This is a genomic window from Pararhodobacter sp. CCB-MM2 (genome assembly GCF_001691415.1).
GTDB lineage: Bacteria > Pseudomonadota > Alphaproteobacteria > Rhodobacterales > Rhodobacteraceae > Pararhodobacter.
Map to the genome: position 1 here is coordinate 20,336 of NZ_LRRR01000019.1, position 26,308 is coordinate 46,643.

A 26,308-nucleotide genomic window follows, 5' to 3' on the forward strand; every position below is an offset into this window, starting at 1 on the left:
GTGGCATGCAATCCGCCCGCCCCAAGATAAGCCAAGCCCTTCCTGTCATTCGTCAATTGGACGATGTCGCCGCGAATCGCATCGCGGCGGGCGAAGTCGTCGAGCGTCCGGCCTCGGCGGTGAAGGAGCTGGTCGAGAACGCGCTCGACGCTGGCGCCACCCGCATCCGCGTCGATTACGCGGGCGGCGGCAAGACGCTGATCCGCGTCACCGACGATGGCCACGGCATGACGCCGCAGGATCTGCCCTTGGCGCTGAGCCGCCATGCGACGTCCAAGATCGACGGCTCGGACCTGCTGGACATCCATTCCTTCGGCTTCCGCGGCGAGGCCCTGCCCTCGCTCGGCGCGGTCGGTCGCCTGAAGATCGCCTCGCGGGCCGAGGGTCACGACGGCGCCGAGATCACCGTCACCGGCGGGGCCATCGGCCCGGTCCGCCCTTCGGCGCTGAACCGGGGCACGCAGGTCGAGCTGCGCGATCTGTTCTTCGCCACGCCTGCCCGCCTGAAGTTCCTGCGCACCGACCGGTCCGAGGCCATGGCCATCGCCGAGGTCATGCGCAAGCTGGCGATGGCCGAGCCCTATGTCGGCTTTACCCTGCACGATGCCGATGGCGCGCGCGAGATCCTGCGCGTCGATGCCGAACAGGGCGAGCTGTTCGACGCCCTCGGCGCCCGCCTCGCCCGGCTGATGGGGCGCGAGTTCATCGAGAATTCCCTGCGCATCGATCTGGAGCGCGAAGGCTTCCGCCTGACCGGCTTCGCCGCCTTGCCGACCTATTCGCGCGGCTCTTCGGCGGCGCAGCATTTCTTCGTCAACGGCCGTCCGGTCCGCGACAAACAGCTCTACGGGGTGCTGCGGGCGGCCTATATGGATGTGATGTCGCGCGACCGGCATCCGGCGGTGGCGCTGTTCCTCGATTGCGACCCGCATCTGGTCGATGTGAACGTCCACCCCGCCAAGGCCGAGGTCCGGTTCCGCGATGCCGGCATCGTCCGGGGTCTCGTGGTCAGCGGGTTGCGCCATGCGCTGGCGGGGGCCGGGCACCGCGCCTCGGGTACCGTGGCCACGGACACTCTGGGCGCCTTCCGTCCCGAACCCGTCGGCCCGCGCGTCTACCAGATGGATTTCGCCTCGTGCCCCAGTGCCAGCTACCCCTCCGCCGGCGCGATCCGCGACAGCTACGCCGCGCAGGCGCCGGACCACCGTCCGGACCCGGTGCTGGACGAAGGCCCCACCGATTGGGCCCCGCGGGATTGGGCCCCCACCGATCAGCCCGGCGCCGACTGGCAACCCCAACCCTACACCGCCGCGCGGATAGAGCCGGAACAAGGCCCACAGGACGCCCCCCTCGGGGCTGCCCGCGCGCAGGTGCATGAGAATTACATCATCGCCCAGACCCGGGACGGCATCGTCATCGTCGACCAACACGCCGCGCATGAACGGCTGGTCTACGAGCGCCTGAAGGCCCAGACCGCCAGCCACGGCGTCACCGCGCAGGCGCTGCTGATCCCCGAGATCGTCTCGCTGTCCCCCGGCGACGCGCAGCAGCTGCTGGATCATGCCGAGGAACTGGCCAAGCTGGGTCTGGTGCTGGAGCCCTTCGGCGGCGACGCCATCGCCGTGCGCGAAACGCCCGCCGCCTTGGGGGCCTGCGATGCGAAGGGTCTGGTCCTCGATATCCTCGATGAGTTGTCCGACCTCGGCCAATCGCAGACCTTGGGCGCGCGGATCGACGCGGTTCTCTCGCGCATGGCCTGCCACGGCTCGATCCGCTCGGGCCGGCAGATGCGCGCCGAGGAGATGAATGCGCTGCTGCGCGAGATGGAGGCGACGCCGCTATCGGGCCAGTGCAACCACGGGCGGCCGACCTATGTGGAGCTGAAACTCTCGGATATCGAGAAGCTGTTCGGCAGACGGTGATAGTTCGGCAATGACCCTCGACCTCACCGATCCCCTGACCTTGGGTGCCATCGCCGCCGGGGCGCTGGTCCTGCTGTTGCTCTTGGTCCTGCGCGCCGCCTCCAAGGCCGCCCGCGTCGCCGAGCCCCTGCAATGGCAAATGCAGCAATTGGGACAGCGCGTGCAGACCCTGACCGATGGGCAGACCCATCTGGCCGGCGGGCTGCACCATGTCTCGGACGCGCAGGCCAAGGCACAGGCGCATATGGTCCAGCTGATGGAGCAGCGGCTGGCCGAGGTCGCCGACCTCATGGGCGAGGCGCTGGAGGGTTCTGCCGTCCGCACCGCGCGCTCAATCGGTGACCTGCACGCGCGGCTTGAAGCCATCGACAAGGCGCAGGCGAATATCGAGAAGCTCTCGGGCGATGTGCTGTCCCTGCAGGATATCCTGTCGAACAAGCAGACCCGCGGTGCCTTTGGCGAGATCCAACTGCATGACATCGTCGCCCGCGCCCTTCCGTCCGACAGCTTCACCATGCAGGCCGTGCTGTCGAACGGCAAACGCGCCGATTGCCTCGTGCATCTGCCCAAGCCCCCCGGCCCCATCGCCATCGACGCGAAATTCCCGCTGGAACCCTACGAGGCCCTGCGCAACGCCCAGACCGAGGCCGAGAAGCAGGAAGCCCGCCGCCAGATGCGCGCCGCGATCCGCCACCACATGCGCGCCATCGCCGAGAAATACATCCTCGAAGGCGAGACCGCTGAGGGCGCGCTGATGTTCCTGCCCTCGGAAGCCGTCTATGCCGAACTGCACGCGAATTTCCCCGACCTCGTGCGCGAGGGCTTCGCGCTGAAGGTCTGGACCGTCTCGCCCACCACCTGCATGGCCACGCTCAACACCATGCGCGCGGTGCTGAAAGACGCCCGGATGCGCGAACAGGCCGGCGCGATCCGGGCCGAACTGGCCGCGCTTTGCGCCGATGTCGACCGGCTGGGCAACCGGGTCGAAAACCTCGACCGCCATTTCGCACAGGCGCAGAAGGACGTGGCTGAAATCCGCATCTCCGCCGACAAAGCCGGGCGCCGTGCCCGAAGGCTGGACAATTTCGATTTCGAGGAACTGGCTCAGGACGCGCCGCCGACGCGCCTCGGCCTCGACGGCTGACCCCCTTTCGCCCCCGGCCCTCGCGTGCAAAGCTGCCGCGAAAGGAGGGCTCCATGGACGATACCGATTTCTCCCGCAGCGAATATGACGCGCGCCTCGCCCGGATCCGCGCCGCGATGACGGCGGCCGGCCTTGATGTGATGATCGTCACCGACCCGTCGAACATGGCCTGGGCCACGGGCTATGACGGCTGGTCCTTCTATGTGCATCAGGCCGTGGTCATCGGCCCCGACGGCCCGCCGCTGTGGTGGGGTCGCGCGATGGACGCGGCCGGCGCCCGGCGCACCGTCTGGATGGGCGAGGACGCGATCCACGGCTACGACGACACCTATGTGCAGAACCCGGCCAAGCACCCGATGGAAACCCTGTCGGCGCTTCTGGCGCAGCACGGTTGGGCCACGGGGCGCGTGGGCGTCGAGATGGACAATTACTATTACTCGGCCAAGGCCCATGCCGTTCTGGCCGAGCGCCTGTCGCTGGTTGATGCGACCGGGTTGGTAAACTGGCAGCGCGCGGTGAAATCCCCGGCCGAGATCGCCCGCATGCGCCGCGCCGCCCGGATCGTCGAGGCCATGCATCACCGCATCCTCGAGGTGGCCGAACCCGGCCTGCCCAAGCATCGCCTCGTGGCCGAAATCCTGCATTCCGGCACCATCGGCGTTGACGGCGCTTGGGGCGATTATCCCGCAATCGTGCCGATGGCCCCGTCCGGCATGGACGCCACCGCGCCGCATCTGACCTGGGACGACCGTCCGATGCAGGCCGGCGAGGCGCATTTCTTCGAGATCGCCGGGGTTTACCGCCGCTACCATTGCCCGATCTCACGCACGCTCTTCTTCGGCGAGCCGCCCGCCAAGTATCGCCGAGCAGAGGAAGCGGTTCTGGAGGCAACCGATGCCGCGCTGACCACCGCCCGCCCCGGCGCCCTGTGCGAGGATCTGGCCGAGGCCTTCAACGGCACGCTGGCCAAGCACGGTTTCCACAAGGACAGCCGCACCGGCTATCCCATCGGCCTGAGCTATCCGCCCGATTGGGGCGAGCGGACGATGTCCCTGCGCAAGGGCGACAAGACCGAGCTGAAGCCGGGGATGATCTTCCACTTCATGCCGGCGCTCTGGCTGGACGACGGTGGGATCGAGATCACCGAGCCGATCCTCATCACCGAGACCGGGGTCGAGAAGCTCTGTGACCTGCCGGCCGAGTTGTTCGTGAAGGGCTAACAGGCGCGGCGCCTCGCCGGCTCGATCAGTCCCGATGACATGTCGCCGCGCCTTTCAAGGCGCGGCACAATCGCCAGAATCCCTGCCCGGTCACGCCGGGCTGCGACGCTCCGCGTCAGAGACAGGAACCGTCCGCGCCAATTCGCGCAGTTCCTCGCTGTCGGTCCACAGCATCATCCGGCCGCGCCCCGCCCCCTTGGAGGCATAGAGCGCGCGGTCAGCATCCGCCAACAGACCATGGCCGGAGTCGGCCGTTCCCGGCGGCACCAGCACCGCCCCCATCGACAGCGCCACCTTGCAGCGCTGGCTGTCGAACAGGATCGGCACCCGCATGTGGTCGTAAATTGTCTTGCCAACTCGGGTGAGTGCCGTTTCGTGCAGGCAGCCCGGCAGCAGCATCACGAACTCGTCGCCGCCGACCCGCGCCACCATGTCGCCGCCCCGCACGCTGGATCGCAGCTTCCCCGCAATCTCGGCCAGAACATGGTCGCCGGCGGCGTGGCCCAGCGTGTCGTTGACCTGCTTGAAATAGTCGAGGTCGATATGCACCAGCGCAAAGCCCTCGCCGGCACTGAGCAACCGCTCCAGCCCCGCCTCCATCGCGCGGCGGTTGCCCAACCCGGTCAGCGGATCGGTCATCGCCTGCGCCTCGGCCCGCGATTTGGCGCTTTGCAGCCGGTCGGCCATGCGGGTCAGCTCGCCCATGACGGCGGTCTTGGCCTCGTGCAGGTACAGAAGTTCGATCGCCAGATCGGTGCCGGCGAAATCCGTGGCCGACAGGCCATGATCGCGCACGGCTTCGCGCACGCCGTAGCCGAAGGACAGGTTCAAGAGCACACCGCCTTCCGCCATCAGTGGAACCGCGACGCCCTTGAAAGCCGTGCGCGGCGCCGCACGCAGGGTCATGTGCAGCTTCGGCGCCCGGACCAGCGCCATGACCGAGGCCTCATCCCCGCCATTGCGCAGCGCGAACAGCGTGTCGAGCGACTGGCCTAGTGCGCCCTCGCCCAACAGCTTCAGCATCGTCGGACCGGCACCACGGATCCGCCCGGCTGCGTCCAGCCAGAGATACATCGGCATCAGCTGCCCCAGCGAGGCATGCCCCAAGGTGAAACCGGGATGTCGCAAGTCACCATCCATGTGTCGAAAGGCCCATCAGAACGTTTCCGCCGCAAGCTCGAAGCGTTTCGCATCTTGGTGCGCGGGGTCGTGCACCACGATCTCGATACTCTCGCAGCAGGGAATTTCGTTGCCATCACAACAGTCTACGCCCTCGCCAGCGTGCTCCAGCACGGCCAAGGCGCCGTAATCATCGGCCAGCGCCCGCAGCACCCCGACCAGCACATGGCCGAAGCCAGGCAACTGCCCCCGGCACATCAGCCGGAAGCTATCCGGTCCGATCTCGCGGATCGACAGGTCCGGCACGGCAAGATCGGCCACGGCGAGGCGGCTGCGTCCCTGAAGATCGTCCAGTGAATAGAGGAAGTCGGTGAAGCTGACCCCGCCGAAGCGCAACAGCCGGCGCAGAGGCTCCATCCGCTCGTGCGAGACAAGGTAGGTGCCCAGATCCTCGAGCAGGCTTTCCTTTGGCCGCCGCAACGTCACGGCGGCCGCATCCAGCATGGAAACGGTCACTGCGTCGTCGTAATTCTGCATCGCCTCGAACCCATCGGAATCCAGAACCCGGCCGAGACCCGCGCGCAGGGCGATGTCCCGCCAGGCCGCCGGCCCGAACGAATCACTGAAGAAGCTCTGCAACGCCTTGTTTATCAGCCCGTGCATGCCATTCCCCACCTCGTAACGCGAACAGCGTCGCGCGAAGCCCCTAAGAAAAAGCAAACGCCCGAGCGTTTCCGATCACCCGAGGCCAAGAAGCGCGGGAATATGGCCGATGTCGGGCCGAACCGCATCCGCCAGATCCTCAAGATCCGAGGTCACCGCCACCCCCGTCAGCACGGCCAGAGTGCGCATCCCGGCGGCGTGACCGGCCTCCAGATCGTGGCGCGAGTCCCCGACCATCAGCACCTGCGCCGGCGCAACACCGCAGTGCCGGGCGAAGGCCAGCAGCATACCAGGCGCCGGTTTCCCGCCATGACCGCTGTCAAATCCCGAAATGAAATCAAACAGATCGTCCAGCCCGGCCACATGGCGACGCGCCACCGCCTCGTAATCATTGGTGGCGATGCCTAGCTTCAGCCCGCCCGCGCGCAGGCCCTGCAACAGCGGCCGCAAGGGCACCGCCGGCGCCAGGGGGGCCGTCGCCGCCGAACGGGCAATCTCGGCCTCCAGCGCGGCGGCGGGGTGGCCGGCCGCGGGGGCGATCAGGGCCGCGACCTCGGCCCCGGTTCCGGCAATGACCGGCGAGGCCGGCAGGAACCGCGCGGTCTCCAGATCATAGAGCATCGCCTCGGCGATTGCCTGTTGCCGGGCCGTGTCGCCCGGTGCGAGGCGCGCCAGCAGATCGCGGGCCCAGGCGCCCCAGGTGGCCTGAAAATCGAACAGCGTGCCGTCCTTGTCGAACAGGATCGCGCGAATGTCTTGCATGGGTCGAAGTCCGTGAGAGAGGGTCAGGTCCAGTGATACTCGGCGCCGCCGGGCAGCGATTGACGCGCCTGTCCGGGGGTCTCGGGAGGCACGTCGAGCGCGGCGCAGGCTTCCAGCAGCAGGGCCTCGTCCGTCATCAGGAAATCCAGCACCGCCAGCAGAAGGCCCGGATCGGTCAACCGACTGCGCAGGCTTGCCGGGTTCTCACCGGACCAGCCGAGGAAGCTGCCGATGCGCCCGTGATCCTCGGCCAGCCAGGCAAGGACAGAGGCGGCGAAGGCCTCGGCGGAATCTTGCGACATTGCCATCGAAATCCCCACAAAATGGCCAAATGGTAAACAACGGGAAAGGTTTCGTTAACTTCTTGCCCGCTATCTAGGAGCTACGTTCCATGAACTGCGTGTACAAGGGAAATGACCGCGCCAACAGCTTTGTCGACGACAGGGCGCGCGGCGGAGATCCGCCCCTCCGGAAAAGGGCTGGCGAGTATCCGGAACGTTGAGGCAGGACATCGCATGACAGGCAGGATTCTCATCGTAGACGATCTGGCGACCAACAGGATCATCCTGAAGGTTAAGCTGAACGCGGCCTGTTACGAGACCTTGCAGGCGGCGACCGGGGCGGAATGCCTTCGGATCGCTCATGACGAACAGCCACGGCTGATCCTTCTCGACATGGAGCTACCGGATCAATCTGGGATCGAGGTCTGTCGCCAATTGCGCGCCAATCCGGTAACGACGCATATCCCGGTGGTCATCATCACCGCTTCCACCGACCGTGAGGCGCGTCTGCGCGCGCTTCAGGCGGGGGCGGACGAATTCCTCACCAAACCCCTGAATGAGGTCATCCTGCTGGCCCGCATCCGCGCCCTTCTGCGCGCGCGCGAAACCGAGGCCGAGCTGCGCCTGCGGTCCGAGACCTGGGGCGCGCTGGATCTGGCCGAGGATCAGGGCGTGTTCGAGATGCCCGGTCGCGTCGGCCTGATCGCGGCCGAACCCGCGATTGCCATCGCCTGGCGTTCCGCCTTAGCCCCGCATCTGAAGGAACGGCTGGTGGTCCTGACCCCGGCCGCGGCCCTCGGGCCGATGTCCGACAGTGCGGTGCCGGATTTCTTCCTGATTGCCGCGGATCTTGGGGCGCAGGGCTCGGGCCAGCGGTTGATCGCGGATCTGCGCTCGCGCCGGCCCAGCCGGCATGCGGCGATGGCATTGGTCTTGCACAAGGCCGACCCCGAAGTTGCGGCGATGGCGCTGGATGTCGGCGCCTCCGACCTGATCCCGCTGCCCATGGACGCCGAGGAAACCGCGCTGCGCATCGGCCTCCATGTCGCCCGCAAACGCCGCGCCGACCAGCTGCGGCAGGCGGTGTCGGACGGGCTGCGCATGGCGGTCACGGATTCGCTGACCGGCCTCTATAACCGGCGCTATGCCTTGGCCCATCTCGACCGGATCGCCGTGCGCGCGCAGGAAACCGGGCGGCCCTTCGCGGTGATGCTGCTGGACCTCGACCGGTTCAAATCGGTGAACGACACCTTCGGCCATGCCGCCGGCGATGCGGTGCTGGAGAGTGTCGCGACCCGGCTGCGCGACAATTTGCGTCCGTCGGATCTGGTGGCGCGGATCGGCGGCGAGGAATTCCTCGTGGTGTTGCCGGAAGCGACGCTCGCGACCGCGCGCAGTACGGCCGAGCGACTGTGCCGGACGGTGGCCGCTGCCACGGTCCCCCTGCCCGGCCGCGACGGCTCGGTCGAGGTCACCATTTCCGTCGGTCTGGCGCTGGGACCCGTGGCCGGCCAGCCGGTGTCACGTGGGGGCGAGGCGCTGGCACAAGACATGCTGGCCCGCGCCGATGCCGCCCTCCTTGCCGCAAAGGCAGAGGGCCGCAATCAGGTGACGATCTCGAACGCGGCCTAAGCGCCCACGAGAAACGCCGCCCCGATCAAGGGCGGCGTCGATGGTCAAAGCCGGATTCTGGCGGTCAGCTCAGTCGTCCCAGCGTTCTTCCAGCTCATCGGCCATGTCGGACCGTTGTGCCGGCGTCAGCGCGGCCAGCTGCGCGGCAAAGGCGGCATTCGCGGCGTCGATCCGCCGTTGCAGCGCATCGCGGTCCCCCTGCATCAGCGCGGCAAATTGTGCTGGATCGAAGGGTTCGCTGCGCAGGGCGGCCAAGAGGGATGCGTTCATCGCCGCGGCCCGCTCGCGCCGTTCTTCGCGGCTGGGACGTTCGCCCATCGGCCCCATGTCGCGTGAGCGCTCGCGCAGTTCGCTGCGGGCTTCGCGCGGCAGCGCATGCCACAAGGCCCGGATGTCCGGCTGACCCGGAGGGCCGGGCTCGAACTGCTTGGCGCGCCAGGCGCCACCGGCCAGCACGCCGATGACCAGCAGGTTCACCGCCAGAGAGGCGATCAGCGCCAGCCGCAGGCGGCGGCCCGGCTTGCGGGGTTTCGGCGCCGGGGCGTCGGGGGTGTTCAGGGGATCGCTCATGGCCGCCTCAATCGGTCTCGGTGTCGAGCAGGCTCAGCAGCTCGGACCCGGTGGAATACTGGAACCCGCTGGTCGAGGAGGACCAGTCGGACAGGCTGGGCGACACGCTGGCGGCGCCCTGCCAGAAGGAGCTGACGAGATCAGCGGTCGGCCCCGGCGCGGCGAAGCCGATCCAGATGCCCGCCAACCCGGCCACGCCCATGCCCGCCAGTGAGGGGGCGCCGCCGAATTCGGTCAGCAGCCCCTTCAGACGGGCGAAGAACCCGCCCCGGACCGGCGGCGCGGCCACCGCTTGCGTGGCCAGCGCGGCCGACATCAGCCGGGCCTCGAAACTTGCGGACAGGGGCGGCGGCGCCTCGGCGCGGGCCTCGGCGAACAGGGCGTCCAGACCGTCGTCGCCAAACGGGTCCGTGCTGTGCTTTTCCAGATCGCGTGTCATCGTTCATACCCCAATTCATCGCGCCGCCCGGACAAAAGCTCGGCCAGCCGTCGTTTCCCCCGCGCGGTGAGGCTTTCCACGGCCTCGACGCCGATCCCCATCGCGGTGCCGATTTCGGGGTTCGACATCCCCTCAAGATGGCGCAGCACCACCGCCACGCGCTGCCTGTCCGGCAACAGGGCCAGCGCTTCGTCCAGCGCGCGGCGCCTCTCGCCATCGATCATCGTCTCGACCACGCCCGGAGACGGGTCATCAGGCTCGGCGATCTCGTCGAAATCGACGCCCCGCCGCCGCCGCAACCGGTCGGTCGCCAGATTCACCGCCACGCGATGCAACCATGTCGAGGGCTTGGCCCCGCCCGGCTCCCACCGTGGTGCGATCTTCCACAGCCGCAGCATTGCCTCTTGCGTGACATCCTCGGCCTCGGCCGCGTCCTGCAACAGGCGTTGCGTCACGCGCAGAACGCGCGGCGCCAGCCGTTCGACAAGCAGCCGGGCCGCCTGCGGATCGCCGGCAGCGTATTGCACCAGCAGCGCATCGTCGCTGAGGCCCTCGGTCGAAGTCATATATGCGGCGCTATCCCTGGGCATCCGAAGTCATTGGTCGCGTGCAGCCCTTGGTGGGCCGGGCGCGTCCCCCAGAGGTAACGCCCGGCCCGGTGTCATGCAACTCAGCCGCGCTGCGGACGCGAGGCCATCCAGTTGATCATCTCTTGCGCATGGGCCAGCTCTTCCGGGCTGATCTGCCCGTCGCTGTCCGCGTCGATCCGGGCAAAGCCCATGCCGCCGCGCTCGCCACGCTCGCCCATACGGTCGTGCATGCCGGCCATCCGGCGCTCGCCACGGTCTCCACGCTCACCGCGCTCGGCCCGCTCGCCACGCTCGCCGCGCTCATGGCGTTCGCCACGCTCGCCGCGCATCTCGTGGCGCTCGCCGCGGTCGTCGCCATGGCCCATGCGCGGGCCACGCTCGTCACCGCCGTGGCGGCCCATGGCGAAACGCTCGCGCATTTCGTCGCGGCGCTCTTCGCCCATGGCGGTCATGCCGGTCACCAGCTCGTCACGGGTGAGGGCACCATTGCCATCGGCATCTGCCGCGGCGATCAGCGCGTCGGCGCGGGCGCCGATCATCTCGGCCCGGCGCGCATCGCGCAGGGTGGTGGCATAGGCCGACCATTCCTCGGTCGAGATCCCGCCCGAGCCATCGGTGTCGGCGGCCGCGAAATCGAGGACCGGCGGCGTCGGGCGGGCCGGGGTAGCCGCGTCCTGCGCGAAGGAGGCAGCCGGGATGGCAGCCAGCAGCAGGGCAACGGCGGTCAGGGTCTTGGTGTTCATACTTGCTCTCCAATCAAGGGCGCTTTCCGAAGGTTACGAGGCATCGTCAGCGCGTTGATGCCTGTCTAACGGGCAGACCCAGACATTCCGTCGCAGCTTTCGGGCGAAAGCTGAACTTGACCTGTTTGTTACCTTCCCCCATTTTGAGCCCGACCCCGAACAGTGACGGTGGCCCGTCGGATCCGACAGAGTTCCGGATCCGCGAGAGCCGTTGGTCTGCCGCAAAGCGGCCCTCCCCGGAACAAAGCCGCCCGATTGCGGCAGACAGGACCAAGCCATGACGATGACCGTGACCTCCACCGAACCCGTCGACGACCGCCCGCTGGGCCCGGCGCTGCGCCGCGGCTGGTCGCGCCGCTGCCCGCATTGCGGCACGGGCCGGATGATGAAGGGCTACCTGAAAGTGGCCGATGCCTGCCCCGATTGCGGCGAGGCGTTCCACCACCACCGGGCGGACGACGGCCCCGCCTATCTGACCATCCTCGTGGTCGGCAAGGTGATCATGGCGATCTACCTCGCCGTGTTCCTCGCCTTCCGGCCGGAGCCTTGGGTGATGATCGCCCTGTGCTGGGCCGTGGCCCTCGGCATGGCGCTGTATCTTCTGCCGCGCTTCAAGGGCGCGCTGGTGGCCCTGCAATGGTCGCGCCGGATGCACGGCTTCGACGACGGCCGCTGATCCATGAGCATGGCAGACACCGTCGACGCCCCCGTCGTGCCGATCCGCGACGCCGCCACCATCGTGCTGGTGCGCGACACGCAGACCGACACCCCGCGTGTCCTGATGGGCCAGCGCGGGGCGGGTGCGGTGTTCATGCCGTCGAAATACGTCTTCCCCGGCGGCGCGGTCGATCCCTCGGATGCGCATGTGACGCTGGGCCGCCCCCTGCCCGAGCAGGAGGTCCGCCGCCTCGCGCAGCTGCCGGTGACCGAGACGGCGCCCTCTCCGCAGACCATGGCCGCCGCTGCCCTGCGTGAGCTGTGGGAGGAATCCGGCCTGATGCTGGGCTGCCCCGGTGACTGGCCCGGCAATATCGCACCCGATTGGGCCGATTTCGCCAAGGCCGGCCTGCTGCCCGCCGCGGACGGGTTGCGCTTCCTGTTCCGCGCCGTGACGCCCAAGGGCCGCCCGCGCCGCTTCGATGCGCGGTTCTTCCTTGCCGATGCCTCGGGCGTGGCGGGGGACCTCGACGATTTCTCGCGCGCGACGGATGAGTTGAGCCACCTGCACTGGATCGAACTGGCCGAGGCCCGGAAGCTGGATCTGCCCTTCATCACCGAGGTCGTGCTGGCCGAGGCCGAGGCAATCCTGCGCGAAGGCGGGCAGGAGAGCGTGCCGTTCTTCGACAATTCCGGCGCCGAGTCGATCTTCCGCCGGATCGCCTGACGGGCTTACTGACGGCCCCTAACGAGCGCGTGATGCCCTCTTGCGCGAGGGTGAAACCGGAGGCACAACTTTCCGGTTTTCTATCGTCAGGACTTTTCTCATGGTGCATTACCCTCTGCGGGCCGCTTGGCCCGCGCTGTTCCTTATGGCCTCGGCTCAAGCCGGCCTCGCGCAGACCACCCCCATCACCCCCCGCACGATGATCGTCATGGATGGCTCCGGCTCCATGTGGGGGCAGATCGACGGCATCCCGAAACTGGAGATCGCCCGCGATGTGGTGGCCGATGTCCTTGCCGGCATGGACCCCGACGCGACGCTGGGCCTGATTGCCTATGGCCACCGTCGCCGGGGCGATTGCTCCGACATCGAAGTGATGGTCGAGCCCGCCGCAGGCTCGGCCTCGCAGATCGCCGAGCGCGTCAATACGATGCGCTTTCAGGGCCGCACGCCCCTGACCGACGCTGTCCGCCGCGCCGCCGAGGTGCTGCGCCATTCCGAGGATCCGGCGACCGTAGTGCTGGTCACTGACGGGATCGAAACCTGCGAGGCCGACCCCTGCGCCCTGGCCCGAGAGCTGGAGGCCTCGGGCGTCGATTTCACCGCGCATGTCGTGGGCTTCGGCCTCAGCGAGGAGGAAGGCGCGCAGGTCGCCTGCCTCGCCGAGGAAACCGGCGGGCGCTATTTCCAGGCCGATGACGCGGAAGCCCTGACCGAGGCGCTGACCCAGACCCTCGCCACCCCGGAACCGGCACCCGCGCCGCAGCCGGAGCCCGACCCCCTGACCGTCGAGCCCGCCGCTGCCCCCGGCCCCTGGTATCCCGGCCCGGCCTTCCAGCGGGACCTGCAACTGTCGCCCACGGGCCGCAGCCGCGGCACCGGCGCCGCCCAACCGGCCGAGATCAGTTTCCCCGCTGATGGCACCGCCGAGATGTGCCAACAGGCCTGTGCCGACGACGCGCAGTGCACGATCTGGCAATACGAGCCCCAAGGCTCGTATTTCATCGAGGAAGCGCGCTGCCATCTCTTCAACGCGGATGCCGAATTCGACTATGGCTTCGAGACCGGCTTCGTCGCGGGCACCAATCCCGAAGAGCCGCAGCTGACCCGCCCCTTCGAGACCCCGCTGCCCGAAGCGACGCTCACCGCCCCCGTCTCGGCCCCGGCGCTGAGCTGGATCGACGTGGCGGTCAACGGCCCGCTGAACGAAGGCGACTACATCGACATCGTCGAGCGCGGCGCCACCCGGACACACCAGCCGCAGAGCTTCACGATGCTGGCCGGCGCGACGCAGGTCCGCATTCAGGCCCCGGCCACGCCCGGCGCCTATGATCTGCGCTATGTCGAAGCCGTCGAGGGCCAGGATCCCCGCGTCCTCAGCGTGCAACCGCTCGAGGTCGGGGACCTGACCTATTCGCTGTCGGCGCCCGACGTCATCTCTGCCGGCAGCCCGATCGCCATCGACTGGACCGGCCCGCAGGCCGAGGGCGATTACATCGACATCATCGAAGCCGGCGCGACGCGGACCCATGCCGCCGCCGCCGATGCCTATGTGACCGAAGGCAATCCGCTGGCGCTGATCGCCCCCTTGCCCGAGGGCGACTACGAGATCCGCTACATCGTCGAAGGTCCCGAGGGGCGCTATGCCGCCATCACGCGCCCGCTGCAGGTCTCGCCGCCCGTGGCCAGCCTGACCGCGCCCGAGCGGGTGGGTCCGGCGACGGAGCTGACGGTGCAATGGACCGGCCCTGCCCTGTCGCGCAACTGGATCGAACTGGTGCCCGCCGCGCAGACCGAGATGGGGGGCGAGCTGGCCTATGCCTATCTCGATCCGGCGCAGACCAGCGTGAGCTTCATGCTGCCCGATCAGCCCGGCGATTATCGCCTCCGCTTCATCGCCGAGGACATGCGCGGCAACCGGGGCATCATCGCCACCCGGCCGATCACCGTGGTGCCGGGCTTCGTGCCCCCTGCCCCTCCGGCGGCGCCGGCTGCGGACAAGTAAGGGAAAGGGCCGGTCGCTGGACCGGCCCTTTTCCGTTCAGCGCGCGGGACGGACCAGCAGCCAATAATCGCGACCGGTCACCGGTTCATGCAGCGCCGTGGCCTCGGTGAAGCCCATGCGCGTGTAGAACGGCAGGCTGAGCGGGTTGAACGTCTCAAGATAGCTCACCGCCCGCGCCGCATCCGCCCGCGCCAAGGTCCGCGCCAGCAATCCAGCGGCAAGACCCTGCCCGCGCGCCTCGGGCGCCGTGCCGAGGATCGACAGATACCACGCCTCTGCCAGCGCCTCGGGCGTGCGGGCGACCATCTCGGCACAGACGGCCTCATAGGCGGACAGGCATTCCGGGCCGACCTCGCGCAGGAAGGTCGCCTTCTTCGCCTTCGCCGCACGGCCCGAGGCCTCAGGCCCAGCTTCAGGCAATTGCCATAGGGCGGCGGCCATGTCGCCGGCGCGCTGCACCTCGCCCACCGCCTCGGATTCCACCAGCGAGGGGGCCATGTAGCGCGCCAGCAGCTCGACCCGGTGTTCCTCGTCCCGCGCGGCGTCGCTGACGGCGCGGTAGAACGGGTCATCGATCAGCGCGCGGGCCAGTGAGCGACAGAGAGCGGCGTTGTCCATCGGGGCCTCCGGTCGAATGAAAAGCGCCGCCCGGATGAGGGGCGGCGCAACGTGTCGTCAGGGCGCGGGATCAGCCGCGGCCCGGGACTTTCTGCAGAAGCGGCATCAGCGCCGACATGTCCGGCCCGTGATCCATGCCGGTCACGGCCTTGCGCAGCGGCATGAACAGACCCTTGCCCTTGCGGCCCGTCGCGGCCTTCACGGCGTTGGTCCAGTCCGACCAGGCGGTCGCGCCATAGGGCGGCGGCGGCAGCATCTTGAAGGCCTCGGCGATGAATTCGGCATCTTCCTCGGCGACCTTGGGCTCGGCCCCGTCGCGGCACAGAGCCCACCACTGGTCCACATCGGCGATGCGGGTGACGTTGGCCTTGGCCACGTCCCAGAAGGCCGGCGCGATCTCGGCCGGGACACCGATGGCGGTGAGGTGGTCGGCGACGGCCTCGACCGGGAGCGCCTGCACATGGGCGCGGGTCAGCGGCCACAGATCCTCGGCATCGAACTTCGTGGGGGCCGAGCCGAATTGCGACAGCTCGAAGCCCTCGGCGATCTCGTCGAGGTTCGCCCGCAGCTCGACCGGCTGGGACGAGCCCAGACGCGCCATCAGCGACAGAAGCGCCATCCGCTCCACGCCCTGCGCCCGCAGATCGCGCAGCGACAGGGTGCCGAGACGCTTCGACAGCGCCTCACCCTGCGCGCCGGTCAGCAGCGAGTGGTGCGCGAAGGACGGCGGCGTGCCACCGATCGCCTTGATGATCTGGATCTGCGTCGCGGTGTTGGTCACATGGTCGCCACCGCGCACGATATGCGTGACGCCCATGTCGGTGTCGTCGACCGACGAAGCAAAGGTGTACAGCACCTGCCCGTCTGCGCGGATCAGCACCGGGTCCGAGACCGAAGCCGCGTCGATGGAGATGTCGCCCAGAATACCGTCGTTCCACTCGATCCGCTCCAGATCGAGCTGGAAGCGCCAATAGCCCTCACGACCCTCGGCCCGCAGCTTCTCTTTGTCAGCCTCCGTCAGGGCCAGCGCGGCGCGGTCATAGACCGGCGGCTTGCCCATGTTGAGCTGCTTCTTGCGCTTCAGATCCAGCTCGGTCGGGCTTTCGAAGCATTCGTAGAACTTGCCCGAGGCGCGCAGCTGGTCGGCCACTTCGGCATAGCGGTCCAGACGTTCGGACTGACGCTCGATCCGGTCCCAGGTCAGGCCCAGCCATTCGAGATCGTATTTGATCCCGTCGACATATTCCTGCTTCGAGCGCTCCTGATCGGTGTCGTCGAGGCGCAGGATGAACTGACCGCCCGTCTTGCGCGCGATCAGGTAGTTGAACAGCGCCGTGCGCAGGTTGCCGATATGCAGGTAGCCGGTGGGCGACGGGGCGAAACGGGTGACGGTCATCGTGATCTCCTGTTGGCGTTCTCATGCCGCAAGGCCCGCGATTTGTCCAGTTCCGCGCCGTTTTGCCCAACGCAAGGCGGGGTTGCGTGTCAGTCGCGCCCGGCTTTCAGGATGCCCGCGGCCAAAGCGGCAGGATCGGTGAAGCACAGCTCATGGCTGCCGGGGATCGAGACGAGGCGGAACAGGCCCAGCTTCTCGGACAGGCGCGGATGCCAGCCGAGGCTTTGGGGCAGCGCGCAATCCTCGGTGCAATAGAGATAGGATTTCGGCAATTCCATCTCGGCCGGGTTCTTCGACAGCGCGATCTTGTCGGTGAAGGTCGCATAGGGATGCGGGTTCAGCACGCCGAAAGCCTGCTCGGCCAACGCCAGATCGGCGTCGTTGATGAAAGCCTCGCGCCAGATCGGGAAGGGCAGCATCACCGAATTGTCGGGGCTGGCCTGCGAGACGGCATCGAAAAGCGCGACGTAATGCGGCGGCACGAGGTCATTCAATGCCTCGCCATCATTCGGCACGAAGGCATTCCAATAGATCAGCCGCCGGATCCTCTCGGGCGCGCGGTCGGCGACACCGGTGATGACCATGCCGCCATAGGAATGGCCCAGAAGCACGACATCGGTGAGCGCGTTATCCGCAAGGTAATCGACGATTGAGGTCACCGCCGTATCGAGGCCGATCTCCTTGCTATCGCCGGGCCGGTTGCCCGCAATCGTCGGGCAATGGACGGTATGACCCTCGGCACGGATGGCGTCGGCCACGGGTTCGAATTCGGTGCCGGTGTGCCAGGCGCCATGGACGAGAACGTAGGTGGTCATGGGCTTCCTCCCTAAAGCATGACTAGACGCCAGCCTGCCCGCACGCCATCCTTTGCGCCATGACCCAACGCGCCAGCGCCTTGACCGAAACCGCCATGCCGCCCCGGATCTGGGACACCAGCGACGTGCCCGCGCCCGAGGCCTTCGAGTATTACCGCGAAGGGATCTGCGCCGCCTTCACGCCCCTGTCGCCGGAATTGTCGCACGGGGCGCGGGCGGGCTTCCGTTCCGTCGTCCGGTCCCATGCCATGCCGGCGGGGGCGTTGAACCATGTCTCGGCCCGCGCACATCAGGTGATCCGCACCCGCGCAGACATCGCCGCGTCGCCTGAGCCGTGCTGGTACGTGAACCTGCAGTTCGACGGCATCTGCGGGATAGAACAGGCCGGGAAGCGTCTGGATCTGCACCCCGGCGAGGTCGGCCTGTTCGACAGCGACCGCATATTCACGCTGGACCATTCCCGCCGCGCGGGTCTGCGGGTGGCATCGCTCTTGCTGCCCAAGCGGCTGGTGCCCGTGGATTTCGCGCCCGGCCCGCACCGTTTGTCGGACCATCCGGTCTATGGCCGCTTGCTGAGCGAGGCCGCCCTGGCCTTGACCGAAGGCGCCGAGCGCGGCGTTTCGGTCGATGGCTTGCATGCTGTCCTGCTGACCTTGGTCGGCTTGGCAGCAGACGACGAGACTGATCTTTCGCCCTCTGCCGGGCCCCTTCTGCGTATTAGGGCCTCGATCCGGAGGAACGCCACGCGGGCCGGTTGGGGCTTGAGCGATTGTGCGGCGGAGCTGGGACTTTCCATCAGGCAAGTCCAGCGCCTGCTGGCGCGTGACGACGACGGTTTCGCCGCCGCGGTTACCCGAGAGCGGCTTACCATGGCCGCGCAGATGCTGCGCGACCCAGCGCAATCCTCGGTCCCCGTGGGTGAGGTCGCCTTGGCGGTCGGTTACACCGATGCGGCGCCGTTTTCGCGAGCGTTCCGCGCGGCCTATGGCGTGGCGCCTGGGGCATGGCGGAGGGGCGAGGGGTGAGCTGGTCAGATATTTGCGCGCCCAGCCTCGATGACATCGCCCTCTTGGCTGAACAGGCCCGCGCCGATCTGCCGGCGCCTTTCGATGTCGCCGCGAAGGACATCTTCGTGCAGGTCGAGGAGGTCGCCAGCGATGATGTTCTGGCGGAGATGGGGGTGGATGACCCGCTTGAGCTGACCGGTCTCTATGACGGTATCCCGCTGACGCAGAAATCGGTGATGGATGTCGCGCAGCAGCCGGACATGATCTGGCTGTTCCGCGCTGCGATCCTTGATGAATGGTCCGCCCGCGCCGATGTCACGCTGGGCGCTCTGGTGACGCATGTCTTCGTGCATGAACTGGCGCATCACCTTGGCTGGTCGGACGAGGACATCGCCCGGATCGACCGCTGGTGGGAGTGACGCGAGGCTCCCGCCCGTCGCCGCCGCATCGAAGATGCGCCCCCTCCCGTTGGGGGTAAGGCGGCCGGCGCGCGCTGACGCGCCGCCGTCCGCTGGACGGGGCAGCCTCGGTGGCTTATCCGGCGATCTTGGTCAGGCGATCGCCATTCCGGATCACGCCGTCTTGCTCCACGCTACACAGGATGCCGCGCAGACGGTGCGTCAGGTTTCCGGGCGCGACGAGCCAGTCCTTGGCCGCGGCGCCGTAGCGAACCTTCCACTTCACGCAGCCGTCGTTGAAGACTTCGCTGACCCGCAGGACGGCTGTCCCGGCCTGAAGCAAGGTGCCTTCGGGCAAGTTGGCCTCGCCGAGGTCCATGTCTACCGTGAAGGTATCGCCCGGATGCACGACATTCTCGCGGTCGCGCCAGACGAGATCCAGCACCTGCTTGGACACAATGCAGATCTGAATACCCGGATGGGGGCTGCCATCCTCAAGGCGGAGCCAGGGCTCGCATAACCAGCGCTCGCCGGGGATGCCTTCGGCTTGGGTGACCGTAAGCTCATCGACGAAAGCGCGCTGGTTGCGCTGCGGGCGCAGGCAGAGCATCTCGATCGCGGCGCCATCCTTGGGCGCTGCAAGCACCTGCGGGAGAGCTGCATCCAGCTCTTCCCGCGTCACATGGGCGATGGTTCCGCCGGTGTCGGTCAATCGTCCACCAGCGAATCGTCGCCTTCGTTCATCTGGAAATCGAGGCCGTTCGCGGCGCGGATCTTGTCCTCGACCTCGAACGCGACCTGCGGGTTCGACTTCAGGTAGCTCTTGGCGTTCTCACGCCCCTGCCCGATCCGCTCATCACCGTAGGAATACCAGGAACCCGACTTCTCAACGACACCGGCCTTCACGCCGATATCCAGAAGCTCGCCGGTCTTGGAAATCCCGTCGCCATACATGATGTCGAACTCGACCTGCTTGAAGGGCGGTGCGACCTTGTTCTTCACCACCTTCACGCGGGTCTGGTTGCCGACCACCTCATCGCGGTCCTTGACCGAGCCGATGCGGCGGATGTCCAGACGCACCGAGGCATAGAATTTCAGCGCGTTACCGCCGGTCGTCGTCTCAGGCGAGCCGAACATCACGCCGATCTTCATGCGGATCTGGTTGATGAAGATCACCATGCAATTCGAGCGCGCGATCGAACCCGTCAGCTTGCGCATGGCCTGGCTCATCAGGCGGGCATGCACGCCCACACTGCTGTCGCCCATGTCGCCTTCGAGTTCCGATTTCGGCGTCAGCGCGGCGACGGAGTCGACCACGACCACCGAGACGGCGCCCGAACGGACCAGCGTATCGACGATCTCAAGCGCCTGCTCACCGGTGTCCGGCTGCGAGATCAGGAGCTCATCAAGGTTCACGCCAAGGCGCTTCGCATATTGCGGGTCCAGCGCGTGTTCGGCATCGACAAAGGCGCAGATGCCGCCTTTTTTCTGTTCCTCGGCAATGACATGCAGCGTCAGCGTCGTCTTGCCCGAGCTTTCCGGGCCAAAGATCTCGATGATCCGGCCCTTCGGCAGGCCGCCGATGCCCAGCGCGATGTCGAGGCCCAGCGAACCGGTCGAGGTCGCCTCGATCTCAGCCACGGGGTTGTCGGCGCCGAGCTTCATGATCGAGCCCTTGCCGAACTGCCGTTCGATCTGCGCCAGCGCCGAGTCGAGCGCCTTCTGCTTGTCTTGTGCGCGCTTGTCCTGCATGTCGAGTAGGCTCGCCGTTGCCATGGTTTGACCCCTTATTTCACGGCCCGTTCCGGGCGGCAATAACGCATTTGTTCTTGTCTTGTTCGCGCCAATATGCGGACAAAAAGAGAACATTGCAAGGTCCGTTCTGCGCCCACTTGGTTAACAAGAGGTTGAGAAATGCACCCATGGGCGCCGGATCGTGTCGATTTCGGGGAAAACCTGGAGCGGGTAGCGGGAATCGAACCCGCCCCATCAGCTTGGAAGGCTGAGGCGCTACCACTACACCATACCCGCCAGGTGCGGATGGGATAGCGCCTTGCGCGAGGATCGGCAAGGGGCGATCCGGGATGCCGGTGACGCCAGCGTGACTCGACGCAAGGCCCGCTTGACGCAACACTGCGGACATGCGCCGTCTGTTGATCCTTGTCCTAATGCTGGCCGCCCTCTCGGCGGGGCTATGGCAGCTGTCACGCTCGCGCAGCTATCAGTTGTTCGGCACCTTGGTGACGCGCGTGGAGACCGATCAGCCCCTCGTCGCCTTGACCTTCGACGACGGCCCGACCGAGGGGCAGACTGCCGCTCTCCTCGGCGTTTTGGCGGGCCGAGGGGTCCGCGCGACTTTCTTTCTGACGGGGCGCGAGATCGAAGCCCATCCCGCCGAGGCCGCCGCCCTTTCGGCCGCCGGGCACCAGTTGGGCAACCACTCGTTCAGCCATCAACGCATGGTGCTGGTCCGCCCCTCTGTCGTGGAAACCGAGCTCGCACGCACCGACGCAGCCTTGCGCACCGCGGGCGAGACCGGGCCGCTCCATTTCCGCCCGCCCTATGGCAAGCGGTTGTTCGTGCTGCCCTGGGTGCTGGCGGAACAGAACCGGCTGACGATCCTGTGGGATGTGGAGCCCGACAGCGACCCCAATGCCGGGCCCGAACGCATCGCCCGCGCAGCCATCGAGCAGGCGCGCCCCGGCTCCATCATCCTGCTGCACGCGCTCTACCCCTCGCGCGCCGCAACGCGTGAGGCCCTGCCGGCCATCATCGACGGCCTGCGCGCACGGGGCTTTCGGCTGGTCACGCTGAATGAGCTGCTTGCCGCGGGTGGTATCGAGCCCGGAATTGCGTCCTCCGCCCCCACACCCTAGGGTGCGCGTCGACGGCCCTTGGGCCGAATCCCAAACACGGAGCCCCCCGATGCCCGCCCTCCATGACCATATCGACGCTGGTGGATTGGACGAGTTCTCGGTCGTCTTTACCGACCGGTCGCTGAACCACATGTCGAAGCGCTTTCAGGGCGTGATGACCGACATCTCGGCGGTGATGAAAGAGGTCTACAACGGCTCGGCCGTGGCGCTGGTGCCCGGCGGCGGGACCTATGCGATGGAATCGGTTGCCCGGCAGTTCGCCCGCGGCAAGTGTCTGGTCGTGCGCAACGGCCTGTTCAGCTTCCGCTGGAGCGCGATTTTCGACGCCGGCCACCTGAACGAGGGCACCGACGTGATGATGGCCCGCCCCTCGGGTAACGGCGCGCAGGCGCCCTTCGCCCCGGCGCCCATCGAAGAGGTCACCGCGAAGATCCTGTCCGAGAAGCCGGAAGCCGTCTTCGCCCCGCATGTCGAGACTGCGGCCGGCATGATCCTGCCCGACGATTACATCAAGGCGCTGGCCGATGCCGCGCATGAGGTCGGTGCGCTGATGGTGCTCGATTGCATCGCCTCGGGCTGCGCCTGGGTCGACATGAAGGCGCTGGGTGTCGACGTGTTGGTCTCGGCCCCGCAGAAGGGCTGGAGCGCCTCGCCCTCGGCGGGCATCGTGGTCATGGGCCCGCGCGCCGAGGCGCGTCTCGAGGCCACCACCTCGGACAGCTTTGCGCTGGATCTGAAAAAATGGCGCGCGATCATGAAGGCTTATGAGGACGGTGGTCACGCCTATCATGCGACCCTGCCGACGGATGCGCTGGCCGGGTTCCGCGATGCGATGATGGAAACCAAGGAGATGGGTTTCGACGCCGCCAAATCCGCGCAATTCGCGCTGGGCAAGGGCGCGCGGGCGTTGCTGGCGGCCTATGGCTATCCGGCGCTGGCGGCGGAAGGCTATGGCGCGCCGGGCGTCGTCGTGTGCTTCACCGAGCGTCCCGAGCTGCAGAACGGCTCGGCTTTCGCCGCCGCGGGCTACCAGATCGCCGCGGGCGTGCCCTTGATGGTCGGCGAGGGCGAGGGTTTCCGCACTTTCCGCATCGGCCTCTTCGGGTTGGACAAGCTGAAGGACGTTCCCGGCACGCTGTCGCGGCTTGATGCCGCGCTGAAGGCGGTGGCGCTGGACCAGCCGGGCAACGACCTCTGACATGCGCCTGATCGCGCTCACGGCCTTGGTGATGGTCGCCTTCGCGGCGAACTCCATTCTGAACCGGCTGGCCGTGGGCGCGGGATTGATCGAGGCCCTGCCCTTCGCGCTGATCCGCGTGGTCGCCGGGGCCGTGGTTCTGGGGCTCTTGGCCCGCGCGCGGCCCACGCGTGCGAACCTCTTGCCGGCCCTGTGGCTGACGCTCTACCTCGTCGGCTTCTCTCTGGCCTATGTGGCCTTGGACGCGGGCATCGGCGCGCTGATCCTCTTTGCCGGGGTGCAGGTGACGATGCTGGCGGGCGCCTTGGTCGGCGGCGACGCGGTCCCCGTGCGGCGTCTGATCGGCGCAGGCGTGGCCTTGGCCGGGTTGGCGGCGTTGTTGCTGCCGGGAACGGGCGCTGTGCCCGCGCTGTTGCCCGCCTTGGCGATGGCTGTGGCGGCGGTCGGTTGGGGCCTCTACTCGCTGGCCGGGCGCGGGGCGAAGGACCCACTGAAGGCGACGGCGGCGAATTTCCTTTTGGCGACGCCTTTGGTTGTGCTGGCCTGCCTGCCCGCCGAGTTTGGCGACTTCACCGGCAAGGGTTTGGCGCTGGCGGTGCTCTCGGGCGCGGTGACCTCGGGGCTGGGTTATGCGCTCTGGTACGCGGTGCTGCCGCAGCTGGGCGCAGCGCGGGCCGCCGTGGCGCAGCTGACGGTGCCGATCATCGCCATCGTCGCAGGCGCCCTGATGCTGGGCGAGAGCCTGAGCGCGGGGGCGATGGCGGCCTCGGCGGTGGTGCTGGCCGGGGTTGCGCTGGCCATGGTGCCGGCGCGGCGCTAGATCCCCGCACCCGCGCGGAGCCAAGGCCGAAGGCCGCCGCGCATCGCCGACGCGCCCCCACGCGGCGGCGATTTGGCCGGGCTGGGCGCCACGCGGCGAGGTCATCCGGGTCTGGCAGACATAAAGCGCGGGGATCGCCCTTTGGAACGCCCCCGCGCGCGTCGTCCATGCGCGGCTCCGCGCAGGCTCAGCCCAACACCTCGCGCAAAGCCTCGGCGGTCACCCGGACGATCTCGTCCGCTTCCCCTTCGGTCAGGCACAGGGGCGGTGCGAAGCCGAGGATGTCGCCCTGCGGCATCGCCCGCGCAATCACCCCGCGCTTCACCATCCCCGCAACCACCTTGCCCGAGACACTCGCCACCGGCGTGAAGCCCGCCCGCGTCGCGCGGTCCGAGGTCAGCTCGACCGCACAGAGCATCCCCTCGCCGCGGATCTCGCCGACATTGGGATGATCGCCCAGAGCCTCGGTCATCTTGGCCCGCAAATAGGCCCCGACCGTCGCGGCGTTCTCGACCAGCCCCAGCTCGTCGATCAGCTCCAGATTGGCCACCCCGGCCGCCGCGCCGATGGGATGGGCGGAATAGGTCCAGCCATGACCGATCGGCCCGTTCTCATCCGTGCCCTGCATCAGCACCTGCCACATCCGGTCACCGACGATGGACCCGGACAAAGGCGCATAGGCCGAGGTCAGGCCCTTGGCGATGGTGATCAGATCCGGCTTCATTCCGTAATGGTCCGAGCCGAACATCGTCCCCAACCGCCCGAAGCCGGTGATCACCTCGTCGGCAATCAGCAGGATGTCGTGCTTCGACAAGATCGCCTGCACCCCCTCCCAGTAACCGGCGGGCGGCGGCACGATGCCGCCCGTGCCCAGCACTGGCTCGCCGATGAAGGCGGCGATGGTCTCGGGGCCCTCGCGCTCGATGAGCGCCTCCAGCTGGGCGAGCAGCCAGGCGGTGAAATCGGCCTCGGACATCGCCGGATCGGGGCGACGGTAGAAATAGGGCGCCTCGGTATGGACGACCTGACCCAGAGGCAGATCGAACTTCCGGTGGAACAGCTCGAGCCCCGTCAGCGAGCCCGACATCAGCCCCGAGCCGTGATAACCCCGCCAGCGCGAGATGATCTTCTTCTTCTGCGGCAGCCCCCGGATGTTGTTGTAATACCAGACCAGCTTGATGTTGGTCTCATTGGCATCCGAACCGCCAAGACCGAAATAGACCTTCGACTTGCCCGCAGGCGCGCGGTCCATGACCATCTTCGACAGCGTGATCGAGGCCTCGGTCCCGTGGCCGACATAGGCGTGGTAATAGGCCAGCTCCCCGGCCTGCTTGGCAATTGCATCCGTGATCTTGCGCCGCCCGTAGCCCGCATTCACGCAATAGAGCCCAGCGAAGCCGTCGAGCAGGCGGTTGCCGTCGCGGTCGGTGATGTAGACGCCCTCGCCGCCGGTGACGATCCGCTGCGGCGCCTCACCGCGCGCGAATTGCCCCAAATGGGTCGAGGGGTGGAAAAAGCTCTCGCGGTCCCATTGGGCAAGCTGGTCATTGGTCATCATCACGGCACCTCCTTTTGCGAGGGGCAGGCTAACAGCCCTGTCCCCGGGGTTGAACCCCGCCCCCCTTGGGCGGCAGGATGGCGCCAATCGAGGGAGTGCCGCATGACCCAGAACCCGATCCGCCCGACCATTTCGCTGGACGCCCCCGGCAAGCGGCACGGGCATCTGAAACTGCCCTATTCGCGCAATGACAGCGCCTGGGGCGCGGTGATGATCCCGCTGACGGTGATCGTGGGCAGGCCCGGCCCGACGGCGCTTTTGACCGGCGCGAACCACGGCGATGAATACGAGGGACCGATTGCGTTGCAGGCACTGGCCAGCGAGATCGAACCCGAGGAGGTCACCGGGCGGCTGATCATCGTGCCCTATTTCAACTACCCCGCTTTCCGCGCCGGCACCCGGGTCTCGCCCATCGATCAGGTGAACCTGAACCGGGCCTTTCCGGGCGCGCCCGATGGTTCGGTCACGCAGAAGATTGCGAATTACTTCAACGACACGCTGGTGCCTCTGGCCGATGTGGTGGTGGATTTCCACTCGGGCGGGAAGACGCTGGACTTCCTGCCTTTCGCCTGCGCGCATTACCTCGACGACGCGCTGCAACAGGCCGCCTGTGACGAGGCGGTCGAGGCGTTCAACGCCCCCTATTCGCTGATGCTGCGCGAGATCGACGCGGTCGGCATGTATGACACCGCCGTGGAGGCGCAGGGCAAGACCTTCGTGACGACGGAGCTGGGCGGCGGCGGCACGGCCACGGCGCGCTCGGCCCGGATCGCGCGCAAGGGGCTGCGCAACGTGCTTATCCATGCGGGCATCCTGCCCGGCGAGATCGAGCGCGCGCCTTCGGTGATGCTGGATATGCCCGACGATGATTGCTACCACACCGCGCCCGAGACCGGTCTGATCGAACCCTTGGTCGATCTGGGTGAAGAGGTGGTGCCGGGCCAGCCTCTGGCACGGATCTGGCCGCTGGATCGGACCGGCAGCCTGCCCGCGACGATCACCGCCCAGCGCCCCGGCATCCTCGCCGCGCGGCACTTCCCCGGCATCGTCCAGATCGGCGACACGCTGGCCGTGGTCGCCGTGGCACTGAACTGACCCTCACAAATTCAACACCGCGATGGAGAAAGGGCGAGACCACCGGCCCCGCCCTT

Annotated in this window: 27 protein-coding genes and 1 tRNA gene; 13 read left to right on the forward strand and 15 right to left on the reverse strand. The window is 67.6% G+C overall.

What is annotated here, in order from left to right; translation table 11 throughout:
- The first annotated feature begins 5 nt into the window (after window positions 1-5).
- The 3 genes from mutL to BCY78_RS16475 are packed head-to-tail and all read left to right on the forward strand — an operon-like array spanning window position 6 to window position 4,286.
- Window positions 6-1,922 (forward strand): DNA mismatch repair endonuclease MutL, encoded by a 1,917-nt coding sequence (gene mutL, locus BCY78_RS16465; protein ID WP_068304105.1) that lies wholly within the window; start codon window positions 6-8, stop codon window positions 1,920-1,922.
- Between the two features lie 10 nt (window positions 1,923-1,932).
- The gene (locus tag BCY78_RS16470) at window positions 1,933-3,066 is read left to right on the forward strand and encodes a DNA recombination protein RmuC (protein ID WP_068304107.1); all 1,134 of its coding nucleotides are present in this window, start codon (window positions 1,933-1,935) and stop codon (window positions 3,064-3,066) included.
- A 53-nt stretch (window positions 3,067-3,119) separates the two neighbouring features.
- Window positions 3,120-4,286, forward strand: a complete 1,167-nt coding sequence (locus BCY78_RS16475) for a M24 family metallopeptidase (protein ID WP_068304109.1) — start codon at window positions 3,120-3,122, stop codon at window positions 4,284-4,286.
- Between the two features lie 90 nt (window positions 4,287-4,376).
- Here the strand turns inward: BCY78_RS16475 and BCY78_RS16480 are convergent, their stop codons facing one another.
- From BCY78_RS16480 to BCY78_RS16495, 4 genes are all read right to left on the reverse strand, one after another.
- A complete protein-coding gene (locus BCY78_RS16480; protein WP_068304111.1) occupies window positions 4,377-5,426 on the reverse strand; it encodes a GGDEF domain-containing protein in 1,050 nt (349 codons plus the stop codon).
- Window positions 5,427-5,441: 15 nt separating this feature from the next.
- Window positions 5,442-6,068: a heme NO-binding domain-containing protein gene (locus tag BCY78_RS16485; RefSeq protein WP_068304114.1), complete on the reverse strand. Its 627-nt coding sequence runs from the start codon at window positions 6,066-6,068 to the stop codon at window positions 5,442-5,444.
- 75 nt (window positions 6,069-6,143) lie between these two features.
- The gene (locus tag BCY78_RS16490) at window positions 6,144-6,830 is read right to left on the reverse strand and encodes an HAD family hydrolase (RefSeq protein WP_068304116.1); all 687 of its coding nucleotides are present in this window, start codon (window positions 6,828-6,830) and stop codon (window positions 6,144-6,146) included.
- 23 nt (window positions 6,831-6,853) lie between these two features.
- The gene (locus tag BCY78_RS16495) at window positions 6,854-7,132 is read right to left on the reverse strand and encodes a DUF3572 domain-containing protein (RefSeq protein WP_158515946.1); all 279 of its coding nucleotides are present in this window, start codon (window positions 7,130-7,132) and stop codon (window positions 6,854-6,856) included.
- Window positions 7,133-7,345: 213 nt separating this feature from the next.
- Here BCY78_RS16495 and BCY78_RS16500 point away from each other — a divergent pair, with 213 nt between their 5' ends.
- A complete protein-coding gene (locus BCY78_RS16500; protein WP_068304120.1) occupies window positions 7,346-8,743 on the forward strand; it encodes a diguanylate cyclase in 1,398 nt (465 codons plus the stop codon).
- Window positions 8,744-8,812: 69 nt separating this feature from the next.
- Here the strand turns inward: BCY78_RS16500 and BCY78_RS16505 are convergent, their stop codons facing one another.
- From BCY78_RS16505 to BCY78_RS16520, 4 genes are all read right to left on the reverse strand, one after another.
- Window positions 8,813-9,313, reverse strand: coding sequence for a periplasmic heavy metal sensor (locus BCY78_RS16505; protein WP_068304122.1), 501 nt, complete (start codon window positions 9,311-9,313; stop codon window positions 8,813-8,815).
- A 7-nt stretch (window positions 9,314-9,320) separates the two neighbouring features.
- Complete coding sequence (locus tag BCY78_RS16510; RefSeq protein WP_068304124.1) at window positions 9,321-9,752, reverse strand: hypothetical protein; 432 nt, start codon at window positions 9,750-9,752, stop codon at window positions 9,321-9,323.
- Window positions 9,749-10,318 (reverse strand): RNA polymerase sigma factor, encoded by a 570-nt coding sequence (locus BCY78_RS16515; protein ID WP_068304126.1) that lies wholly within the window; start codon window positions 10,316-10,318, stop codon window positions 9,749-9,751. The genes BCY78_RS16510 and BCY78_RS16515 overlap by 4 nt, the downstream gene beginning before the upstream one ends.
- A 104-nt stretch (window positions 10,319-10,422) precedes the next feature.
- The gene (locus tag BCY78_RS16520) at window positions 10,423-11,085 is read right to left on the reverse strand and encodes a hypothetical protein (protein WP_068304127.1); all 663 of its coding nucleotides are present in this window, start codon (window positions 11,083-11,085) and stop codon (window positions 10,423-10,425) included.
- A 277-nt stretch (window positions 11,086-11,362) separates the two neighbouring features.
- On the opposite strand from BCY78_RS16520, the gene BCY78_RS16525 reads away from it, so the two are divergent.
- The 3 genes from BCY78_RS16525 (at window position 11,363) to BCY78_RS16535 (ending at window position 14,471) form a co-directional block, all read left to right on the forward strand.
- A complete protein-coding gene (locus BCY78_RS16525) occupies window positions 11,363-11,761 on the forward strand; it encodes a DUF983 domain-containing protein (RefSeq protein ID WP_068304131.1) in 399 nt (132 codons plus the stop codon).
- A gap of 9 nt (window positions 11,762-11,770) precedes the next feature.
- Window positions 11,771-12,469, forward strand: a complete 699-nt coding sequence (locus tag BCY78_RS16530) for an NUDIX hydrolase (RefSeq protein ID WP_068304216.1) — start codon at window positions 11,771-11,773, stop codon at window positions 12,467-12,469.
- 100 nt (window positions 12,470-12,569) lie between these two features.
- Window positions 12,570-14,471 carry a VWA domain-containing protein gene (locus tag BCY78_RS16535; RefSeq protein WP_068304132.1) on the forward strand — a complete coding sequence of 634 codons (1,902 nt, stop codon included), beginning with the start codon at window positions 12,570-12,572 and terminating at the stop codon, window positions 14,469-14,471.
- 36 nt (window positions 14,472-14,507) lie between these two features.
- On the opposite strand, the gene BCY78_RS16540 is transcribed toward BCY78_RS16535, so the two are convergent.
- From BCY78_RS16540 to BCY78_RS16550, 3 genes are all read right to left on the reverse strand, one after another.
- Complete coding sequence (locus BCY78_RS16540) at window positions 14,508-15,089, reverse strand: N-acetyltransferase (protein ID WP_083195091.1); 582 nt, start codon at window positions 15,087-15,089, stop codon at window positions 14,508-14,510.
- A 70-nt stretch (window positions 15,090-15,159) separates the two neighbouring features.
- Complete coding sequence (gene gltX / locus BCY78_RS16545; RefSeq protein ID WP_068304134.1) at window positions 15,160-16,485, reverse strand: glutamate--tRNA ligase; 1,326 nt, start codon at window positions 16,483-16,485, stop codon at window positions 15,160-15,162.
- 89 nt (window positions 16,486-16,574) lie between these two features.
- On the reverse strand, window positions 16,575-17,300 hold the full coding sequence (locus tag BCY78_RS16550; RefSeq protein ID WP_068304136.1) for an alpha/beta fold hydrolase: 726 nt from the start codon (window positions 17,298-17,300) through the stop codon (window positions 16,575-16,577).
- A 59-nt stretch (window positions 17,301-17,359) separates the two neighbouring features.
- On the opposite strand from BCY78_RS16550, the gene BCY78_RS16555 reads away from it, so the two are divergent.
- Both BCY78_RS16555 and BCY78_RS16560 read left to right on the forward strand, forming a co-directional pair.
- Window positions 17,360-18,325: a helix-turn-helix domain-containing protein gene (locus BCY78_RS16555; protein ID WP_068304138.1), complete on the forward strand. Its 966-nt coding sequence runs from the start codon at window positions 17,360-17,362 to the stop codon at window positions 18,323-18,325.
- Window positions 18,304-18,726 carry a metallopeptidase family protein gene (locus tag BCY78_RS16560; RefSeq protein ID WP_083195092.1) on the forward strand — a complete coding sequence of 141 codons (423 nt, stop codon included), beginning with the start codon at window positions 18,304-18,306 and terminating at the stop codon, window positions 18,724-18,726. Before BCY78_RS16555 ends, BCY78_RS16560 begins: the two co-directional genes overlap by 22 nt.
- Window positions 18,727-18,841: 115 nt before the next feature.
- Here BCY78_RS16560 and BCY78_RS16565 read toward each other — a convergent pair whose 3' ends face one another.
- The 3 genes from BCY78_RS16565 to BCY78_RS16575 form a co-directional block, all read right to left on the reverse strand.
- Entirely contained in the window at window positions 18,842-19,417 is a 576-nt protein-coding gene (locus BCY78_RS16565) for a hypothetical protein (RefSeq protein ID WP_199523173.1), read from the reverse strand.
- Window positions 19,414-20,481 (reverse strand): recombinase RecA, encoded by a 1,068-nt coding sequence (gene recA / locus BCY78_RS16570; RefSeq protein WP_068304142.1) that lies wholly within the window; start codon window positions 20,479-20,481, stop codon window positions 19,414-19,416. The genes BCY78_RS16565 and recA overlap by 4 nt, the downstream gene beginning before the upstream one ends.
- A gap of 181 nt (window positions 20,482-20,662) precedes the next feature.
- A tRNA-Gly gene (locus BCY78_RS16575) sits at window positions 20,663-20,736 on the reverse strand.
- Between the two features lie 110 nt (window positions 20,737-20,846).
- Here BCY78_RS16575 and BCY78_RS16580 point away from each other — a divergent pair.
- From BCY78_RS16580 to BCY78_RS16590, 3 genes are read left to right on the forward strand one after another with little or no spacing between them, the layout of a single operon-like run.
- Window positions 20,847-21,581: a polysaccharide deacetylase family protein gene (locus BCY78_RS16580; RefSeq protein ID WP_068304144.1), complete on the forward strand. Its 735-nt coding sequence runs from the start codon at window positions 20,847-20,849 to the stop codon at window positions 21,579-21,581.
- Between the two features lie 49 nt (window positions 21,582-21,630).
- On the forward strand, window positions 21,631-22,779 hold the full coding sequence (locus tag BCY78_RS16585; RefSeq protein ID WP_068304145.1) for an aminotransferase class V-fold PLP-dependent enzyme: 1,149 nt from the start codon (window positions 21,631-21,633) through the stop codon (window positions 22,777-22,779).
- 1 nt (window position 22,780) lies between these two features.
- Window positions 22,781-23,599: a DMT family transporter gene (locus tag BCY78_RS16590; protein WP_068304146.1), complete on the forward strand. Its 819-nt coding sequence runs from the start codon at window positions 22,781-22,783 to the stop codon at window positions 23,597-23,599.
- A 187-nt stretch (window positions 23,600-23,786) separates the two neighbouring features.
- Here the strand turns inward: BCY78_RS16590 and BCY78_RS16595 are convergent, their stop codons facing one another.
- Window positions 23,787-25,157, reverse strand: a complete 1,371-nt coding sequence (locus BCY78_RS16595) for an aspartate aminotransferase family protein (RefSeq protein WP_068304148.1) — start codon at window positions 25,155-25,157, stop codon at window positions 23,787-23,789.
- 102 nt (window positions 25,158-25,259) lie between these two features.
- On the opposite strand from BCY78_RS16595, the gene doeB reads away from it, so the two are divergent.
- Window positions 25,260-26,252: a N(2)-acetyl-L-2,4-diaminobutanoate deacetylase DoeB gene (gene doeB / locus BCY78_RS16600; RefSeq protein ID WP_068304150.1), complete on the forward strand. Its 993-nt coding sequence runs from the start codon at window positions 25,260-25,262 to the stop codon at window positions 26,250-26,252.
- The last annotated feature ends 56 nt before the right edge of the window (window positions 26,253-26,308 follow it).

What these genes read in the sequence shown, in the direction of transcription:
- BCY78_RS16480 (WP_068304111.1), bottom strand. Translation starts at nt 5,426, where the DNA reads ATGGATGGTGACTTGCGACATCCCGGTTTCACCTTGGGGCATGCCTCG.
- BCY78_RS16485 (WP_068304114.1), bottom strand. Translation starts at nt 6,068, where the DNA reads ATGCACGGGCTGATAAACAAGGCGTTGCAGAGCTTCTTCAGTGATTCG.
- BCY78_RS16520 (WP_068304127.1), bottom strand. Translation starts at nt 11,085, where the DNA reads ATGAACACCAAGACCCTGACCGCCGTTGCCCTGCTGCTGGCTGCCATC.
- BCY78_RS16535 (WP_068304132.1), top strand. Translation starts at nt 12,570, where the DNA reads ATGGTGCATTACCCTCTGCGGGCCGCTTGGCCCGCGCTGTTCCTTATG.
- BCY78_RS16580 (WP_068304144.1), top strand. Translation starts at nt 20,847, where the DNA reads ATGCGCCGTCTGTTGATCCTTGTCCTAATGCTGGCCGCCCTCTCGGCG.
- BCY78_RS16470 (WP_068304107.1), top strand. Translation starts at nt 1,933, where the DNA reads ATGACCCTCGACCTCACCGATCCCCTGACCTTGGGTGCCATCGCCGCC.
- BCY78_RS16490 (WP_068304116.1), bottom strand. Translation starts at nt 6,830, where the DNA reads ATGCAAGACATTCGCGCGATCCTGTTCGACAAGGACGGCACGCTGTTC.
- BCY78_RS16550 (WP_068304136.1), bottom strand. Translation starts at nt 17,300, where the DNA reads ATGACCACCTACGTTCTCGTCCATGGCGCCTGGCACACCGGCACCGAA.
- BCY78_RS16525 (WP_068304131.1), top strand. Translation starts at nt 11,363, where the DNA reads ATGACGATGACCGTGACCTCCACCGAACCCGTCGACGACCGCCCGCTG.
- BCY78_RS16590 (WP_068304146.1), top strand. Translation starts at nt 22,781, where the DNA reads ATGCGCCTGATCGCGCTCACGGCCTTGGTGATGGTCGCCTTCGCGGCG.
- BCY78_RS16540 (WP_083195091.1), bottom strand. Translation starts at nt 15,089, where the DNA reads ATGGACAACGCCGCTCTCTGTCGCTCACTGGCCCGCGCGCTGATCGAT.
- BCY78_RS16585 (WP_068304145.1), top strand. Translation starts at nt 21,631, where the DNA reads ATGCCCGCCCTCCATGACCATATCGACGCTGGTGGATTGGACGAGTTC.
- gltX (WP_068304134.1), bottom strand. Translation starts at nt 16,485, where the DNA reads ATGACCGTCACCCGTTTCGCCCCGTCGCCCACCGGCTACCTGCATATC.
- BCY78_RS16510 (WP_068304124.1), bottom strand. Translation starts at nt 9,752, where the DNA reads ATGACACGCGATCTGGAAAAGCACAGCACGGACCCGTTTGGCGACGAC.
- recA (WP_068304142.1), bottom strand. Translation starts at nt 20,481, where the DNA reads ATGGCAACGGCGAGCCTACTCGACATGCAGGACAAGCGCGCACAAGAC.
- doeB (WP_068304150.1), top strand. Translation starts at nt 25,260, where the DNA reads ATGACCCAGAACCCGATCCGCCCGACCATTTCGCTGGACGCCCCCGGC.
- BCY78_RS16500 (WP_068304120.1), top strand. Translation starts at nt 7,346, where the DNA reads ATGACAGGCAGGATTCTCATCGTAGACGATCTGGCGACCAACAGGATC.
- BCY78_RS16505 (WP_068304122.1), bottom strand. Translation starts at nt 9,313, where the DNA reads ATGAGCGATCCCCTGAACACCCCCGACGCCCCGGCGCCGAAACCCCGC.
- BCY78_RS16560 (WP_083195092.1), top strand. Translation starts at nt 18,304, where the DNA reads ATGGCGGAGGGGCGAGGGGTGAGCTGGTCAGATATTTGCGCGCCCAGC.
- BCY78_RS16495 (WP_158515946.1), bottom strand. Translation starts at nt 7,132, where the DNA reads ATGTCGCAAGATTCCGCCGAGGCCTTCGCCGCCTCTGTCCTTGCCTGG.
- BCY78_RS16530 (WP_068304216.1), top strand. Translation starts at nt 11,771, where the DNA reads ATGGCAGACACCGTCGACGCCCCCGTCGTGCCGATCCGCGACGCCGCC.
- BCY78_RS16595 (WP_068304148.1), bottom strand. Translation starts at nt 25,157, where the DNA reads ATGATGACCAATGACCAGCTTGCCCAATGGGACCGCGAGAGCTTTTTC.
- BCY78_RS16475 (WP_068304109.1), top strand. Translation starts at nt 3,120, where the DNA reads ATGGACGATACCGATTTCTCCCGCAGCGAATATGACGCGCGCCTCGCC.
- BCY78_RS16555 (WP_068304138.1), top strand. Translation starts at nt 17,360, where the DNA reads ATGACCCAACGCGCCAGCGCCTTGACCGAAACCGCCATGCCGCCCCGG.
- BCY78_RS16515 (WP_068304126.1), bottom strand. Translation starts at nt 10,318, where the DNA reads ATGACTTCGACCGAGGGCCTCAGCGACGATGCGCTGCTGGTGCAATAC.
- mutL (WP_068304105.1), top strand. Translation starts at nt 6, where the DNA reads ATGCAATCCGCCCGCCCCAAGATAAGCCAAGCCCTTCCTGTCATTCGT.